This is a genomic window from Candidatus Nitrospira bockiana (assembly GCF_965152565.1).
On sequence record NZ_OZ224215.1, the window covers coordinates 2,397,041 to 2,412,227 of the forward strand.

Annotated in this window: 15 protein-coding genes and 2 tRNA genes; 7 read left to right on the forward strand and 10 right to left on the reverse strand. The window is 62.1% G+C overall.

The features are described 5' to 3' along the window. Positions 1-302 precede the first annotated feature (302 nt). On the reverse strand, positions 303-665 hold the full coding sequence (locus ACWHYV_RS11805; protein ID WP_447976695.1) for a hypothetical protein: 363 nt from the start codon (positions 663-665) through the stop codon (positions 303-305). A gap of 329 nt (positions 666-994) precedes the next feature. Between ACWHYV_RS11805 and ACWHYV_RS11810 the strand changes: the two genes are divergently transcribed. After that, positions 995-1,786 carry a hypothetical protein gene (locus ACWHYV_RS11810; protein ID WP_447976696.1) on the forward strand — a complete coding sequence of 264 codons (792 nt, stop codon included), beginning with the start codon at positions 995-997 and terminating at the stop codon, positions 1,784-1,786. A gap of 189 nt (positions 1,787-1,975) precedes the next feature. On the opposite strand, the gene ACWHYV_RS11815 is transcribed toward ACWHYV_RS11810, so the two are convergent. Both ACWHYV_RS11815 and ACWHYV_RS11820 read right to left on the reverse strand, forming a co-directional pair. Continuing rightward, positions 1,976-2,365: a response regulator gene (locus ACWHYV_RS11815; RefSeq protein WP_447976697.1), complete on the reverse strand. Its 390-nt coding sequence runs from the start codon at positions 2,363-2,365 to the stop codon at positions 1,976-1,978. A 165-nt stretch (positions 2,366-2,530) separates the two neighbouring features. Further along, positions 2,531-2,606, reverse strand: a tRNA-Arg gene (locus ACWHYV_RS11820). Between the two features lie 135 nt (positions 2,607-2,741). Here ACWHYV_RS11820 and ACWHYV_RS11825 point away from each other — a divergent pair. Continuing rightward, positions 2,742-3,119, forward strand: a complete 378-nt coding sequence (locus tag ACWHYV_RS11825; RefSeq protein ID WP_447976698.1) for a hypothetical protein — start codon at positions 2,742-2,744, stop codon at positions 3,117-3,119. A 101-nt stretch (positions 3,120-3,220) separates the two neighbouring features. Here the strand turns inward: ACWHYV_RS11825 and ACWHYV_RS11830 are convergent, their stop codons facing one another. The 6 genes from ACWHYV_RS11830 to ACWHYV_RS11855 form a co-directional block, all read right to left on the reverse strand. Next, positions 3,221-3,985 carry a CBS domain-containing protein gene (locus ACWHYV_RS11830; protein WP_447976699.1) on the reverse strand — a complete coding sequence of 255 codons (765 nt, stop codon included), beginning with the start codon at positions 3,983-3,985 and terminating at the stop codon, positions 3,221-3,223. Positions 3,986-4,065: 80 nt separating this feature from the next. Beyond that, complete coding sequence (locus ACWHYV_RS11835) at positions 4,066-4,851, reverse strand: glucosamine-6-phosphate deaminase (RefSeq protein WP_447976700.1); 786 nt, start codon at positions 4,849-4,851, stop codon at positions 4,066-4,068. Then, on the reverse strand, positions 4,839-5,921 hold the full coding sequence (locus ACWHYV_RS11840) for a glycosyltransferase family 4 protein (protein WP_447976701.1): 1,083 nt from the start codon (positions 5,919-5,921) through the stop codon (positions 4,839-4,841). Before ACWHYV_RS11840 ends, ACWHYV_RS11835 begins: the two co-directional genes overlap by 13 nt. 57 nt (positions 5,922-5,978) lie before the next feature. Then, on the reverse strand, positions 5,979-7,742 hold the full coding sequence (locus ACWHYV_RS11845) for a N,N-dimethylformamidase beta subunit family domain-containing protein (RefSeq protein ID WP_447976702.1): 1,764 nt from the start codon (positions 7,740-7,742) through the stop codon (positions 5,979-5,981). Between the two features lie 141 nt (positions 7,743-7,883). Continuing rightward, on the reverse strand, positions 7,884-8,639 hold the full coding sequence (locus ACWHYV_RS11850; RefSeq protein ID WP_447976703.1) for a response regulator: 756 nt from the start codon (positions 8,637-8,639) through the stop codon (positions 7,884-7,886). A gap of 283 nt (positions 8,640-8,922) precedes the next feature. Continuing rightward, positions 8,923-9,015, reverse strand: a tRNA-Ser gene (locus ACWHYV_RS11855). A gap of 192 nt (positions 9,016-9,207) precedes the next feature. On the opposite strand from ACWHYV_RS11855, the gene ACWHYV_RS11860 reads away from it, so the two are divergent. The 5 genes from ACWHYV_RS11860 (at position 9,208) to ACWHYV_RS11880 (ending at position 14,181) form a co-directional block, all read left to right on the forward strand. Next, entirely contained in the window at positions 9,208-9,747 is a 540-nt protein-coding gene (locus ACWHYV_RS11860) for a response regulator (RefSeq protein ID WP_447976704.1), read from the forward strand. A gap of 110 nt (positions 9,748-9,857) precedes the next feature. Continuing rightward, a complete protein-coding gene (locus ACWHYV_RS11865) occupies positions 9,858-10,817 on the forward strand; it encodes a PAS domain-containing protein (RefSeq protein ID WP_447976705.1) in 960 nt (319 codons plus the stop codon). Positions 10,818-11,220: 403 nt separating this feature from the next. After that, positions 11,221-11,712, forward strand: coding sequence for a PRC-barrel domain-containing protein (locus tag ACWHYV_RS11870; RefSeq protein ID WP_447976706.1), 492 nt, complete (start codon positions 11,221-11,223; stop codon positions 11,710-11,712). A gap of 81 nt (positions 11,713-11,793) precedes the next feature. Beyond that, entirely contained in the window at positions 11,794-13,050 is a 1,257-nt protein-coding gene (locus tag ACWHYV_RS11875; RefSeq protein WP_447976707.1) for a hypothetical protein, read from the forward strand. A 576-nt stretch (positions 13,051-13,626) separates the two neighbouring features. Further along, positions 13,627-14,181, forward strand: a complete 555-nt coding sequence (locus ACWHYV_RS11880) for a hypothetical protein (RefSeq protein ID WP_447976708.1) — start codon at positions 13,627-13,629, stop codon at positions 14,179-14,181. A gap of 68 nt (positions 14,182-14,249) precedes the next feature. Here the strand turns inward: ACWHYV_RS11880 and ACWHYV_RS11885 are convergent, their stop codons facing one another. After that, on the reverse strand, positions 14,250-14,903 hold the full coding sequence (locus ACWHYV_RS11885) for an MlaC/ttg2D family ABC transporter substrate-binding protein (RefSeq protein ID WP_447976709.1): 654 nt from the start codon (positions 14,901-14,903) through the stop codon (positions 14,250-14,252). Positions 14,904-15,187: the final 284 nt, after the last annotated feature.

Genomic DNA, 15,187 nt, shown 5'->3' on the forward strand with positions numbered 1-15,187 from the left:
TTTATTCATAAGGAACGACTCGGACTCCAGCCGGCGTTCAGGCGTGTTGTTTGCCGAGGCGGGCGCTAGAGCAGGTATTTCAGCGAAGCCGAACTGGAGATGTTTGACGTGGCGTCAGAAGTCGATGTTGACAGCGCCATTCGGAAGACCCGAGCTTGACTTACCTTCGCCGCCGAGAAGCTGGAGAACAAAGACCGTGCGAGGACACTCTAACCTTCACCGGCAATCGCTCGTTCGGCAAAAAGAAAGGGTAGGTCTGGTGTGAGAAAGACCTACCCTTGAAAAGAGGAGAGTGTTCCCAGCTAAGACTCAGCTTTGTCTTCGTCCTGCTGTGGTCTCACATTGAGGATCACCGCTCTCTTGGCCTGATCGTCGAGCTTCAACTCCAACTCATCACCGACGTTGAAGTCGTCAGCCGAGCCTTCGACGAGAAAGACCAGGTGTTCCCCTTCGTCCGTTTCCGTAATCAGGCGGTCCCCGTCGATGTCCACGATCTCGGCTGTGACGGTCTCGCTGTTCTCCGCGTCTTGCGTGGCATCCTGGCGTTCGGCCATGCTCATGCCCGGCTGGAGTGATTCGTCGGAAGGCCTGTACGACTCGGCCCCCGCCACTGATCCAGCGCCCAACAGAGTCGCTGTTGCCAACATCGCGAGTTGTTTCCTCATGGTTCCCTCCTTTCAGTTTCATCCTGGGGTAGACGCCCCATGCCCTGCAATAGAAGCGGCGGATGGGAACGGTAGGAGATGTCTGGGTAGAGGCTCATAGGTTAACCACGTCTCGTCCTCTCGCGTCCGACCCACCGAACGCCGCTGAATCGCAACCGTGTACGTAGTCTAAAATCTCATCATCCTTTTCCGGCTGCCTTGTCCTCATGAGGCTCCGTTGCGCGTATGTTAAGAAGGAGGTGGAAACTGATGCGAAGCGGGCAGGCGACTGATCAATTCCTCGGGATTCAAGAATCCAGTCCGGTGGCAAGGACCGAATAGGAGGCAATATGACGCGGCTACAAACGCTGTTTCTGTTGGCACTCACCCTGCCGACTGTGACCGTCACCCTGGCGGCGGCAACGGAAGGGGAGCAAATGTTCCTGCAGGGCAACCGAGCGGTGCTGGGAATCGTGCAAGACGTCAAAGGCGATCAGATACAGGTCGATACGGGCGACGTCCAACCGCGGTTCATTCCCATCAGGGCGGGAAGGGAGAAAGGGGGGCCAGAACCGAAAACGGGCGACCACCTGATCATCACGGTGAACGATCAGAACTTGCTTGTCGATTACCACCTGCTGGATGCCGCCGGGCAACCCGCCCCGAGCGTTCAACACCGGCTGATCAAGGGACGGATGACTCAACCACTCACCATCGGACATGCGCACGCGGTCATCCGCACTGAGACCGGGAATGAGGAGGAATATGAGGTGCGTTCGCAGGCGCGTAGCAAGGTCGGGTCCATACCCATTGGCACCCCGGCCCTGTTCTTGATGGACGAAACGAACAGGATCGTCGACGTGACGTTTGCGCCGGGGGCAGTGAAGCGGGGAGACGAATCGGCGAAGAAATCCCCGATCAAGGGTGCCCAGCGTCGGGTGGAAGGCACGATCGCTGGATCACCGATGAAGAATCAGGTGGTCATTCGGACGAACGAAGGCGGTGAGGATGCGTATGAAGTCCGGCCTCTGATGGTGGACAAGTTTGCGGCGTTGCCCCAAGGTGAGCCGGTCGTATTGTTGATCGATGATCAGGGCAAAGTCATTGACGTAGCCACGCAGGCGGAAGGCAGGTTGCGCTAGAGAAAGCCGGCACAGCTAACAGAAAACTGCACGACGAGAATCTCTTCGATCACGACGATCCGCGAGCCGTACTACCCGGACACTTAAGAGCTGACGAAGGCCGTCAACGGCCTGGTTGAGACGATGTTGAAGAGTAAGAAGAAATAGGACTGGTCTCAGCGTCGTAGAAAAAGCGGGTTAAGCCGAGGCTTAAAGGAGGCTCAAGCAACCGCACAACGGAGCGGTGAAGTCTTCCCGATCAAATGGTTTCTCAACATACGCAATAGCCCCCTTATGCTCTGCCGCTTCTTTCACGGGTCCACGGCCATGGCCGGTCATGAGCGCAACCGAGGTTCCAGGACAGAGCTCTTTCACCTCGTCGAGGAAGGCTAGGCCGTCCATACCGGGCATTTTCAAATCGGTCAAGATCAAGTCGTAACGTTCTCGTATCAGGCGGGTCAGGGCTTCCTGCGCCGACGAGCAGGTTTCGATCTCGCAGCCCGGTACTCGGAACTGCAGGCATCCCGAAAGAGCTTCCAAGAGAGCAGGGGCGTCATCAATGATGAGAAGCCTTCTCGGCTGCTGACGTTCGTCTGCCATAGCAACCCTTTGGAGAGGACTGCTTGTCGGCGAACATCAACCGAGCGAAGAAGGGCTGGTTGGTGGGCGTCGGTGAGCGGACCTAGTGTGCGCCGTCTAGCCAGACAAAGCAAGAGGCCTAGATCAAGGCGAGTCTCTCAAGCAGTCGTATTGTTGCCGAACTTTTGGTGCGCCCGGCAGGACTTGAACCTGCAACCCCCAGATCCGTAGTCTGATGCTCTATCCATTGAGCTACGGGCGCGGACGTGAAGATGAAAGGGCGGGAGTACGGGACCTTATACTAGGCTTTGCGCCGGGCGGTCAAGCCTGTCGGCCTGATTCCTCGTCGGACGGCGTCCGACTGTGTTCTCTGATCGACCGGCGCTAGGATACTGGCATGTCCCTGATGGTCGTGAGCGTCCTACTGTGGCTCGGGTGGCTGGCGCCATCGCCGGCGGTGGCCCAGCCTGCGAGCGGGTCTGACGCGATCGGGACGTTTCCCAACACCGGCGCGGGATCGATCGAGACGCTGCCCGGTGGCTTTCGTCGCTTCCGCGACAGCAATGGTCAGAGCGGGATTCTACAGCGGACTCCCGAGAGCGGTTTTCCGAGCACTCAGTTCATTGCGCCGGTCGCTCCGTCGCTCCCACCGTCGCAACCCTCGACGTTCCAGGCCCCACCTGCGCCGCTCGCTCCCTCCAGTTCGCTTCAGCAAAGCGTGCCTACCGTCCCCGGTACGCAGATCCCTCAGATCCCTTTCTTGCCCGGGCGGTGATTCCGTCCCGTTAGGACCGTTTAGTCGGTTGTGTCCGTTCGGTGATAACGGACTAAACTGACCTAACGGACTCAACAGACCCAACGGACCTCACGAAGGTTCTAGCGCGCGTTGCCCGCATAATACCGAAGGAGATCGGATACGGAGAGCACGCCGATGATGGTGCGATCCTCGGTGACGGCGAGGTGGCGGACGCCGTTGTCCTTCATCAGGGCCACCGCCGCATCCAACGGTTCGTCGTCTTCGATCGAGATGATCGGCTTGCTCATGCAGGTCTTGACGAGCGTCGTGTTCGGGTCGAGGCCCCGTGCAACCGCTTTCCGGCTCAAGTCGGTATCTGTGATGATCCCGATGTAGCGGCGGCCGTCATCGACCAGCAGCGAGCCGACCTTGAGCTTTTGCAGGAGCCGGCCCGCTTCTTTCAGCGTGGCATCGGCCCTGATGCTTCGCACGTCGGATGACATGTAATCCGCCACCCGCACGAGCTTCCCTTTCCGAGACTTCTTGACGTTCCCGCCGCGATGGCGCTCCAGTTCAGCGATCGCGCTTTCTAGCACCCGCTTCCGTTGCTGGAGGCTTTCGCGCTGCAGATCCTGCGCGCCGCCTTCTTGCGCCTCCTCGGGCAGATTGACGAGCCCGGCCGCTTCGCCGGTCTTGGCATACTCATACGCCTCGAGCAATTCCGAGGCCTCCCCGAACACGTCGCCCAAGAGTCGCTCGGCCGCCTCGTCGAACGCCGCCAAAGAGCCTGGAGCCGGACGCCGGGAGAGAAAGGGTTTGAATCGCGTGAGCAGCTCGGTGATCCGTTCGATGTCCCGATCGACAAAGAGCCCTCGTTTCAGTCGTGCCGTCGTGCGTTTTTGCATCGTGTCCTCGCTTGTGCGGGAGAAGATAGCGGAATCACTGAGCGCGATCAACTGCGGAGAGAAAGCGTGCCCGTCGCGGATCAATGCCCCGTCGGGGAGGGGATGGGGCCGAGGGCCGCCTGGGCGTAGTAACCCTTCCGGAGCAGAGCGGCTCCCGCGGCCTCGTCGAGCACGACGGTGACCGAGGGATGGAGCTGCAAGGCGGATGCGGGTAGCGAGGCGGTGATCGGTCCCTCCAGCGCCCGCGCCACGGCCTCGGCCTTGGCCGGCCCCGTCGCGAGCAGCAGAATCCGCTTGGCCGCGAGGATGGTCCCGATCCCCATCGTCACCGCCCATCGCGGGACGAGGTCGGGGCTCTCGAAGAACGCGCTGTTGTCTTCACGTGTCTCATCCGCCAGCAACACCGGCCGGGTCCGCGAGCCGAGGCTCGACCCCGGCTCGTTGAACCCGATGTGTCCGTTCCGTCCGATCCCCAAGATCTGGAGATCGATCCCGCCTGCGTCATGGATACGTTGCTCGTACGCGGCGCAGAGCTCGGTGAGGTCGTCCTGACCGCTCAGGTCGAGGACGTGCACCTGTGCGGGGCGAATGGCGATCCGGTCGAGGAACTCACGCCGCAGGACCGCGCTGAAGCGCTGGGGATGGGCGATGGGAAGGTCGACATAGTCGTCGAGGCTGAAAATGCAGACGTTGGTCCAGTCGGCGCCGTCCTGCTGGGAGAGCCGCACCAACGCCGCATAGAGGTCCTGTGTGGTCCGCCCGGTCGCGAGGCCCAGACAGAGGTCCGGCTTGCGCCGAACCGCGTCGATCACAATTCGGGCCGCCTCCGGTCCGACGGCCGTTGGGGGCCGGATCAGGACCACCATACCTGCGGTCCGCCCTCCGGGTGGCGCTCGCGACGCTCCCCGTAGACGCCGTCACTCGCGCAGAGGTGATGATAGAGGCGTGCGTAGTCGCGGGCCATACGCTCGGCGGTGAAGCGAGACTCGAACGCGCGGCGACAGGCGGCGCGGTCGATCTTGCCGATTCGTTCGACCGCGGCCAGCATCGCCTCCTCGTCGTCGCACAGGAACCCGGTCACGCCGTCATCGATGATTTCCGGGAACGAGCCGTGACGGTAGGTGATCACGGGCGTGCCGCAGGCGAGCGCTTCGATGAGCACGAGCCCGAACGGCTCCGGCTGATACGGACAGAGCACGGCTGCGGCCTCCCCGAGGAAATCCTCCTTCTCGGCGTCCGTGATCTCGCCGACATACTCGACCAACGGATCCTCCAGCAACGGCTCGATGATCTCCTCGAAATACGCCTGATCGACCGGGTCCACCTTCGCGGCCATCCGCAAGGGCCGCTGAAGGCGCTTCGCCAGCCGGATGGCGACATCCGGGGATTTCTCGGGGGAGATCCGCCCGAGGAACGCCAGATAGCCGCTCCCGGCCGGGTGGAAACGGTAGAGCTCCACGGGGAGCCCGTGGGGGACGGTCGCCTGCCAGTTGGCCCAGGGGAAGGGGAGTCGTTGGGAATCGGAGATCGAGGCCAATGGCACTTCGCTGAACTCGCGATAGACGGGCGCCAGCTCGGGGAGATCCAGCCGGCCGTGCAGCGTGGTCAGGACCGGAACCGCGCATCGACGGATGAGCGGAAAGCCCAGGAAGTCCAAATGGGAATGGATCACGTCGAACTCACCGGCGGATCGGAACACCTCCTCGAGCAACCGGACCAACAGGGCGTCCCGATTGACCTGGCCCATTTGGCGGACGGCGCGCGAGCAGACCGGCACCAGCCGGGCGGCGGTCGTGGAATCGCCGCTCGCGAACAGAGTCACGTCATACCCCAGCTTGACCAGCTCTTCGGTCAGATACGAGACGACCCGCTCGGTCCCGCCGTATTGTCTGGGAGGAATGCTTTCCGCGAGGTGAGCCACCTGAGCGATCCTCATAGGTCTCCTTTCCCGGCAGGGCGACAGCCGTACGCGAGGCCACCGTCATGTATGGGCTTACCGTCCATCCGACGTGATGAGCACCATCTGAGCCGATTCTCCGGCGGCGCCGAGGTCGTCGTGGACGGTCAACGTCACCCGATAGCTCCCCGGAGCGGCAAACGTGTGCGAGGTGACGGCCCCCAGGCCGGTCCCTCCATCCCCGAAGGCCCAGCGATACTCGCGCACGTCGCCGTCGGGGTCGAACGAATCCCGGCCGTCGAAGACGAGCGTCACCGAACGATCGGTTCCGATCGCCCGCCAGCGCGCGCTGGGAGGCCGATCTCCCACCAACCGGGCCAGGACATTGCGCGTCACCTGCCGAGCGGTTTCGCTCACGATTGAGGACCGCAGGGTCGGAGCATGATAGTCGTCCAGGCCCCAACTCCACTGGATCGTCCCTGCCGCGAAGACGACGTTTCCACGTCCCGTGGTGTAGGTCGTCGTGTTCGCCACGTGGAGCCCGCCTTCGTACCAATACAGGGATTCGGTCAGCACCTCCACCGTGGGCGGGCCTAGACCGAACACGCGGTCGGCTTCATAACCCAACAAGCGGGGCAGGCGATCCCCGGACCGTACCCCCGTTCCCGCATAGGCCCAGTGAGCAGGATTCGTGATGATCATGTCCCGATCGGTGGGGTTGCCGTCGTACATGACGCCGATCAGCGCTTCTTCCGGCCGATCGAGCGGCGGCTCTCGCCAGCGCCCGGTGATGAGGTGATCGTTCGAGGGGTCGTCGTCCAAGGCGAGCGGATCCTCACGGAGCGCGTCGTCCTTATAGGCGGCGATGATCCGGTCGGGCGTACCCGTCACAGGGCTCGGCTCGAGTCGCACCTGCCAGTAACAGGTGTTGGCGGAAAAAAACCCCAGGCCGACGCCTTGCTCGCGGGCGTGGGTGACGTGGGCCCGCGCTTCCCACGTCCAGTATTCATCATGTCCGATGGAAAGCCAGGCTTTGCGCCCGTCGAGCAGATGCGGATCGCGATGCGTGTCGACGTTGGTGCTGTAGGTCACGTCGTAGCCTTCCCGCTCCAGCCACCGGACCATGTTGTATTCCCACCCGGCCGGCGGCGACGGATCGTGCGCCGGGACCGCAAGATTGGTGAGGAATTCGCCGGCCCCCATGCCCGATGCCGCCGCCGGGTTGCTGCTCGCGGCGTACGGCCGGTTGAAGGAGACCTTGCGGGCCCGGCCTCCGACGCTGTTGAAGTCGTACAGCGACTTGCCGCCCCAATTGTTGTAAGCCTGGTACGTCATCACGCTGGACTGGAAGAGCAAATCGGCGCGCCGGCTGTCCTCACGCACCACGAAGATGAGATAGCTCTGCGCCCCGCTGCTCGACGCCGTGAGCTTGGCCAAGTAGATGCCGCTCCGCCAGGCCGAGGGATCATGGGGATCCGAGGTCTCGAAGACATACGGATCCGTCCAGTCGCATTCGACCATGCCGGTCAGCGGATCCGGCGTCGGCATCGGTTGCACGACGCCTCGTCGGACGATGCCGCCGGCCATCAGCCGGGCCCCGGCACCGCCGTACCACCCCATGCGATAGAGGTCGATCCGATACGAGGGTTCCTGCGTATGGACGAACAGCGCAATCGGTTGTCCGCGTTCGATGCTCGTCGCCGAGGCATAGCCTTCGATTTCACGATTCACGGCCGGCTTCGACAGCGTCCAGTCTCGACTGCCCGGCCGTTGATTCTCGTCCTGAACGGGATTGGCAAAGACGGTCGCTGCACTGAGGAACGCGACGACCCATACGAGTACCACTGCCGGCAACCCCATGAGACCGACATAGCACGACGCGGCTCGCAGGAAAATAGCCGAAAGTCCGTAAGGCAGGAATCAGGCATGCCGACAACGGGTCGCTCGCGTCTCGGGATTCTGGTGGACGGCGGACGAGAAGGTGGGTCGACTCGCTTGGCGTCACGCGCGCAGTTCTCGAGTCTCGTGCCGTCGACTCTCGCGTCGTGAGTGGTCACCCTGTGCTGCTCGCGCCTCGGCTCTCATCCGCGCCCGCTTCAGCCATTCCGCAAGCTGGGCTTCGTAGCGGGCGCGGAGCGATTCCCGGTACTTGAGCCGCGTCTTGATCCCTTCGAGCGCCCGCTCGGAAAGCGTATAGCTCTGCCGAGCACTGTGGAGGGTCTGCTCCAAGAGAGCCGAGTGGCGTTCCCGTTCGCCCTGTCGGGAGGCCTCCGCGATGAACCGCTGAAGTCGTTCAGCGGTCGCCTCGGACTTGGAAAGCTTCTCGCGAAGGCGGAAGACCATCATGGCGCACTTGAACGAGAAGACGAGCTCTTCCCGCTCCACCGGCTTCCACAGCACATCGAAGGCGCCATCGTGCATGGCCTGTTCGGCGAGACGCTGTTCCGCCCGTCCGCTCAGCACGATGACGGGGGTGTTGGGGCGGACCTTTCGGGCCTCGGATAAGAGTGCCAGCCCCGATTGACCGGGGAGCACGAGATCGGTCAGGACGACGCTGAAAGGACGTTGGTGAAGCCGATTGATTGCGGCTTCGGCACTTGCGCAGGTTTCGACGAGCACGGAGGGAAACCGAAATTGGAGCGTGTCCGGCAAGGCCTGGAGCAAGACCTCGTCGTCGTCAACGACCAATGCAGAACCGCGCACCTGCATCGGCCAGTAGTACAAGGCGAAGTGGTGGAATAGCAGCCGGTTCGTCATACTGTACCAGCGGGAGGATTACGCAACAGTATGGATCAGGTGGTGGGTCTCAGCCACACGTACGCGGCCGGCAAGTTGGACCTGGCGATCGAAGATCAGAAGTTGGTGTCTAAGTGTTCGTTATGGTGAAGGATCGAGGCGCTCCCTTCTCTCTTGTCCTCCACTCAGCACTCATCGCTCACCACTGGAAGAGCAGGACCACCCCCGTTCAAATCCCGCCCTCGGTCTCTTTGCTCTTGTCTTCCACTCAGCACTCAGCACTCATCACTCAGCACTGTCTTTTTGGCGGAGAGGGCGGGATTTGAACCCGCGACAGGGCTTTTGGCCCTGTGACGGTTTAGCAAACCGTTGCCTTCGGCCACTCGGCCACCTCTCCGCAGGCGGTATAGCGCTTGAAGTTCGCTGAATTATACCGTTTGTGTGATCACGGCTCCGAGACGGTCCGTCTGTTCGGCGGCGTGGCCTAGTGTATGCAAGTTCATCGAAACAAGTCCAGTCGATTGACAGAAAAAAGTGTTGAGGTGGCGCCGGTCCTGACCTAGAGTAGCGCTATCAGCCGGATGCCGTCATGAGCGACGCTACTGCCCGTATCCTCATTGTCGACGATGATCCTGGCCTGCTCGAAATCCTTCCGAGCGTCGTTCATTTCTCGATGCCGGAGGCGCAAGTAGAGAGCTGCCTCTGGGTAGAAGACGCGGTGAAACGCCTCTATGAACAGGCCTACGATGTCGTCATCACGGATTTGAGGATGCCCAAGGTCGACGGTACTGCGTTCATCCAAGAGATTCGCAAGTACAGACCGTACGTTCCGGTCGTGATCATCAGCGGGTGCTTCGATGGTGCGCAGAGGGCGAAACAGGCCGGCTGTTATGCCTTTCTTGCCAAGCCGTTCGACCGGCGCCAGTTCCTCCGGATTCTTCAGCAGGCCGTCCGCTTGGGGCACACACTCCGGCAGATCGAGCAGCACCGGCAAGCGATCGCCCGGGCGATCCCGATGGTCATGGCCTGCCATGCCGCCACCAAGGTCGTCATCGACCGGAACACGGCGTTCTTGGCTCGGCTCGGCCTACGTTCCGGCTCGCCTGAATCTGTCTACCGCCGAGCCTGAGGCTCGGCCGGGCGCCGACCACTCGATCCCGCCGGTCGCCGTGTGAGCTTACCACACTGAGTCCGGGTGAACTGCGGTTCGTAAGCCAAGCCAGAGTGAGGACTGGACAGGTGTCGCCGACTCCATCGGATATCCAGGCACGCGTACTCGAATCGGTCCCCATCGCGCACCTCGCGGTGGATATGGAGGGCGCGCTCGTCCTCGCCAACGCCGCCGCGCGGTCGTCGTTGGGTGTTCGGGCACGCGACCTCAGGCGGGCGTTCCGAGACCTGCAGCTCTCCTCCCGCCCGGTCGACCTCCGCCGCCCCATCGAAGACGCCTATCGGGGGCGGTGCCCTATCCGGCTCCAGAACGTCGAATGGCCGCACTCGGGTGGTCCTGCGACTGAATACGAGATCCTGATCGTCCCATTGACCGATCCGAGCGATGTCCTGTTGGGGGCCAGCATCACCTTCCAGGATACGTCCTCGGTGCGGAAGCTCCGGATCGAGCTGCAGCGCGTGGGCCAAGAGTTGGATACCGTCAAGGAAGAGCTGCAGTCGGCCAACGAGGGGTTGCTGGCCACCAACGAAACGCTGCTGTCGAGCGTCGAAGGGCTGGAGGCGACGAACGAGGAATTACACTCCACCAACGAGGAATTGGAGATAGTGAATGAGGACTTGCAGGCTGCGAACGATGCACTCCGGACGGCGAATACCGAGTTGCGCGAACGGACCGACGAGTTGGAACGCGTCCATCGGTTTGAAGAGTCGATCCTGGCGAGCCTGCGCATCGGCGTCGTGGTCCTCGACCATCGGCTGAACGTGCTGCACTGGAACCACGAAGCGGAAGACATCTGCGGCCTTCGTTTCGACGAGGTGAAAGGAAAGGCCTTTCTGAGCCTGGACATCGAGGTCCCGGACCTCGCCGCGCCCATCCGTGCCGTGCTGAACGATGAGGGGCGGCGGGAGGTCGTGGTGCCCGTCATCAATCGGAGGGGGAGGTCTGTGATGTGCCGTGTGAAGTGTTCTCTACTATGCCAGCCGGATAGGTTGACGGACGGGGTGATCCTGTTCATGGAAGAGAATTGAGCCCTACCGGGTCATGCTCGCTTTCAAGCCGGTTGCCCCCTGGCGACCCCGCTCTATTTGCCTGTTCCATCTCCGACCGATCCTAGCCCCTGGCTCGTCCTCGCAGCATCCCAAACGCATGTCCTCCACCGCCTGATCGCATTGGACGGGCTGTCCGGTTCGGACAGCTTGTACAGGTTACCGATCTACTTGGAAATCGGTAGCCCTGCTACCATCTGCTCGCCTCATCGTGACAGAACGCCTTTGGGCCGAGATCCTCGAGCTGTTCAGGCCTCAGTAGCTATCGATAACCCACCGGATCTCCGGCGTTTTCCCAAACGTGTAAACGCCAGTTTGGGCCCAGTGTTTGCGACCATTAGGATCGTGTGGAGGATCTCTGAATCGCCAGACCAAGGAGGTCACGATGACAAACGTCAGACTGATGGGAGCGGTGCTGTCGCTGACCGTAGCGGGGTTTGTCGGTACGGCGCTCGCGGCCGTTGAAAGCGAGCAAGGCGCTCTCGTGCCGCCGGATGCGGGCATGACGAGTACACCGGGCGAATACACGATTCCGCCGGTGAATCCGAAGTCGCTGAAGAACGCGGACGACCATCCTTGGAACAACAAGGAGGTCAAGAATCCGCAGGGCGAAACGCTCGGAACGATCGATCACGTGATGGTCGATACCAAGAGTGGGCAGGAGCACTATGCGATGCTGAAGCTCTCCGACTCGATGTATCCGATGCCGATCCCGCTCGGCTATTTCAAAGAGAGCGAGACGGGCCTGATTCTTCAGGCGACGAAAGACCAGCTCAAGCAAGGCGCGCCGAATCTCGGCGGCAAATCGAAGTCCCAGGACTTCGAGCACATGGGCGGTGAGCCGCTCAAGCCCAATCTTCGACAGGGCGGGGGATGACTCGGCCTTGAATGCCGTCGGTCAGACTACGACGACGGCATGAGTAGAGCGGTCTCCCGGGTAGGTAAAGGAGGACAAGACATGATGATGAAACGTGCAGTCTCTGCAGGAGTGGTACTGGTGTTGGCCAGCGCCCTCGGACCAGGCATGGCATTCGCGGCCGACAACCAGCCGCGAGGGAGCGCGAAGGACCAGCCTTCCGAATTCGGCCGCGCAGGGAACAAAGGTGAGGGGTTTTCGGAGCAGGAGACCATTAAAGGCAAAGGGCAGATTCCGGAGTCGACGATTGAGCAAGACGTACAGGTCACCATTGGTGGCGCTCGCCCGGTCGTGGAAGGTGAGGTCCTCAGGGTCTCAGGCGAGGACTACATCATCAAGGATTCGACCGGCGGCGAAGTGCGGCTTCGCCTCAACAAAGACACCAATATCGATTGCGCCATGCCGACCACGCAGGGGGCGACGATGTCCACCGGCCGGCAGCGCGACGAGCAGCAAGAGATTCCGCCGACCGCGCACATGCAGGAGCAAATGAGCGGGGCTGAGCAAGGGAGCACGCGGAGCGCGCAGGACGCGCAGAGACAGGAACAGCTCGGGCAGCAAATCGTGGAGCAGCAGCGTGAGGCGCAGAAGGGCGGCGGTGAAGGGCAGCAATCTGCGAGCAGTGGGATGAGCGGAGAACGGATCGGCGATCAGTCGGGCACCCAGCCGCGTTCTGCTCTGGGAAAGGAGTCCGGGGGTGACGTCGCTTTAGGCTCGGGCTTCACGATCGGTCCGAAGACCGGCTGTGCCTTCAAGGTGGGGGACAAAGTCCGGGCAGAGGTCTCCGACCTCGGCACCGTTCTCTACATCAAACAAATCGGCCGGCGCGACACGCTCTCGCAGCAACGGATGAGCGGACAGATGATCCCTCCGTCCGAGGGGGCGACGCCTGGCGAGAAGGCTGCCGCCCGGCAACAGGCTGAAATGATGAAGCCGGGGAGCGCCGAGGCGCCTGGCGATCTGCGAGATCCGCGTGCGATTGGTGAAGGAGAGCAGACCGCCAAAGCGGCGCCTCCGCAGAATCTGTGCGAAGGCTGTAAGGTCATCAGGGGCCAGGTTCTTCAATGGCCGCCCCTGGGATCCGAACAGAACTGGGTTGTGTTGAAGGATGAGTCGCAAAAAGAGATCCGTTTGAGGTTTGACGGCCGCACCAGAATTGGCACCACCAATCGCAGCGGAAGTTTTCTCGAGGGTGACTATGTGGAAGCCTACGTTACCCCGGATGGGTACGTGTGGTCGATGACACTGTTGAAGCAGCAACCGGGTCTCCCAGGCGCCGAAGGCGCTCCAGGTGCGTGAGACTCGGCGTGTGCGAGCGCGTCGGCGCCGACAGGGGATCCGAAGCCATTCGGATCCCCTGTTTTCGTCTCTCAGTCCATCATCCCTTGGACCCAGTACGTGGAGAGCGCCTTAAGCCTGATTTCGTGCGCTGAACGCCTTTGATCATGTCGGCTTCTGCCTGGAGGCGTCGGACGGCCTGTCCAAGCCCCGGACACCTTGCTCGTTTCTTCTCACGGAACAGGCTCACTCGTTTCGCCGCCACCAATTCTCAGTGGTCGGCCCGTCGATTCTCTCCCGCCTTAGCGAGAGACGGGTGGTCGCTGATGACGCCCTGTGTGTGGGTGCGCAGGCGCAGTCTTTGCGTAAAGAGTCAGATAGTCACCGCTGCACTTGCCCGGACGGTGTTCATTCCTGAAATCGACCAGGCCCGTAAGGTCGGGGTCTGAGTATGGCGAATGGACCCGTACGAGATCGTGGCATTTAGCACGGCGAACCGAGCCTCAAGAGGGAGGGCTCGCAGAACCACCAGCAGGGAGGTCTATGATGAAGGTGACGAGCACCAAACTAGTGGCAGTGGTTGGATTGAGTCTCCTGATGGCACCGGCGGTGTACGCAGCCGATGCGTCACGGGCGCAGGAGCGCTTCGAGAAGCAAATGGGGCAGGAAGGAAACGCCATGGGCGTCCCCGTACCGGGATCGGTCTCGGACATGGAGGACACCCACAAGCAGCGGGATGCATCCAAGGTAGAGTCCTCGGAAACCCTGCCCCGGATTCCGCACTTGATCGAGGGGGAGATCCTGACGATCGACGGCTCGAACTACGACATCCGCTCGACCGAGGGCGAGCGGGTGAGCTTGCGCGTCAACGCGGACACGAATCTCGTATGCGCCGGTCCGGCCAAGGCGGGTTCGGAGAGCGGCGCCGGCCGGTCGGAGACCCTGTCCAGCGAGCGGCTGTCGCCGAAGGAGCAGGCTCCGGAAGCCAGCGAGCGCCAGTTGGCGCAGGGGCAGCGACAGGACGAGACGGCCAGAGGGTCAGGATTCCGAGTGGGCAATTGTGACTTCAAGGCCGGTGACCGGATCAAGGCGGAGGTCGACGACAACAATCGGGTGACCACGCTCAAACAGTTGGCCAGTTCATCGGAGTGAGGCTCCGGGAGGGGCTACAGGCGGCGGCCAGCCCGACCGCGCGGCGGTCGGGCTGGATCCCCGCGCAATCATTGGGCGCGGGCCTGTAAGGGGAGATCGGCGGTCTGGCGCATCCGTTCCACCAGATCGCCATAGGACCAGAGTCGAAGCATTCGAGCAAATTGGCCGCGATAGCTGCTGACCAAGCTGATGCCGTCCACCACGATATCGTATACCAGCCAATCACCCGCACGGTCCACCAACCGAAAGTCCACCAGCAGCTCTTGCTTGGCCGAGCTGATTCTCGCCCGCACCTCGGCGTAGCCGTTGGCTAACCGTTCGCCGAGATACTGGACCTTCTCTCCGGCATACCCCTCGACCTTGGTGGCGTACGACTTCGCTAACAACATTTGAAACAACGCGATGAATTCTTGCTTCTCGGCCTCTTTGAGTTTCAACCACTGCTCCCCGAGCGACCGGCGGCACATCTCTTCGTAGTTGAACCGCTCCGCGACGATCTCGACCAGGCGTTGGCGTCGCTCGTTTGCCCGTTCGGGCAGCTTCAACGCTTCGTCGTTGAGGAGTCGCACCACCTTCTCGCTCGTGCCTTTCACCGCGTCGGTCGGTGGACCGGCCAGCGCACTGACGTGAGTACCCAGCACAAGCAAGGCGGCAAGCGCCGGGATGGCCAGCCACTGCGGTGTGGAGACGTGAGCGGGGGATGCGAATGTTCGGCACGGCATGGTGCTCTCCTTCCCCTTGGATGCGCCACCGAGCGGCGACCAGCGGCAATCCAAGGCCCGGGAATATGGGGACTGGGTCTGGGGTAAATTCTTAAAGCGGGAATCATGAGATGGCTATCAGGGGCGACGGTGACGCCCTGTCCGGGGAATGCTTACCGTCCCGGGGGGCAGACCACACCTCACTGCGCTGACTGGAAACTGTGGCGGAAGGGCCACTTGCAGGCTGGTTCCAGGTCAAGACGGTCGGGCTTGACTTCACCTTCTACGGGCCCTCGGCACCGCAA

Excerpts from the sequence above, each read along its gene's own strand:
- ACWHYV_RS11860 (WP_447976704.1), top strand. The coding sequence starts at position 9,208 with ATGAGCGACGCTACTGCCCGTATCCTCATTGTCGACGATGATCCTGGC.
- ACWHYV_RS11845 (WP_447976702.1), bottom strand. The coding sequence starts at position 7,742 with ATGGGGTTGCCGGCAGTGGTACTCGTATGGGTCGTCGCGTTCCTCAGT.
- ACWHYV_RS11815 (WP_447976697.1), bottom strand. The coding sequence starts at position 2,365 with ATGGCAGACGAACGTCAGCAGCCGAGAAGGCTTCTCATCATTGATGAC.
- ACWHYV_RS11805 (WP_447976695.1), bottom strand. The coding sequence starts at position 665 with ATGAGGAAACAACTCGCGATGTTGGCAACAGCGACTCTGTTGGGCGCT.
- ACWHYV_RS11810 (WP_447976696.1), top strand. The coding sequence starts at position 995 with ATGACGCGGCTACAAACGCTGTTTCTGTTGGCACTCACCCTGCCGACT.
- ACWHYV_RS11835 (WP_447976700.1), bottom strand. The coding sequence starts at position 4,851 with ATGGTGGTCCTGATCCGGCCCCCAACGGCCGTCGGACCGGAGGCGGCC.
- ACWHYV_RS11825 (WP_447976698.1), top strand. The coding sequence starts at position 2,742 with ATGTCCCTGATGGTCGTGAGCGTCCTACTGTGGCTCGGGTGGCTGGCG.
- ACWHYV_RS11885 (WP_447976709.1), bottom strand. The coding sequence starts at position 14,903 with ATGCCGTGCCGAACATTCGCATCCCCCGCTCACGTCTCCACACCGCAG.
- ACWHYV_RS11870 (WP_447976706.1), top strand. The coding sequence starts at position 11,221 with ATGACAAACGTCAGACTGATGGGAGCGGTGCTGTCGCTGACCGTAGCG.
- ACWHYV_RS11840 (WP_447976701.1), bottom strand. The coding sequence starts at position 5,921 with ATGAGGATCGCTCAGGTGGCTCACCTCGCGGAAAGCATTCCTCCCAGA.
- ACWHYV_RS11850 (WP_447976703.1), bottom strand. The coding sequence starts at position 8,639 with ATGACGAACCGGCTGCTATTCCACCACTTCGCCTTGTACTACTGGCCG.
- ACWHYV_RS11830 (WP_447976699.1), bottom strand. The coding sequence starts at position 3,985 with ATGCAAAAACGCACGACGGCACGACTGAAACGAGGGCTCTTTGTCGAT.
- ACWHYV_RS11880 (WP_447976708.1), top strand. The coding sequence starts at position 13,627 with ATGGCACCGGCGGTGTACGCAGCCGATGCGTCACGGGCGCAGGAGCGC.
- ACWHYV_RS11875 (WP_447976707.1), top strand. The coding sequence starts at position 11,794 with ATGATGATGAAACGTGCAGTCTCTGCAGGAGTGGTACTGGTGTTGGCC.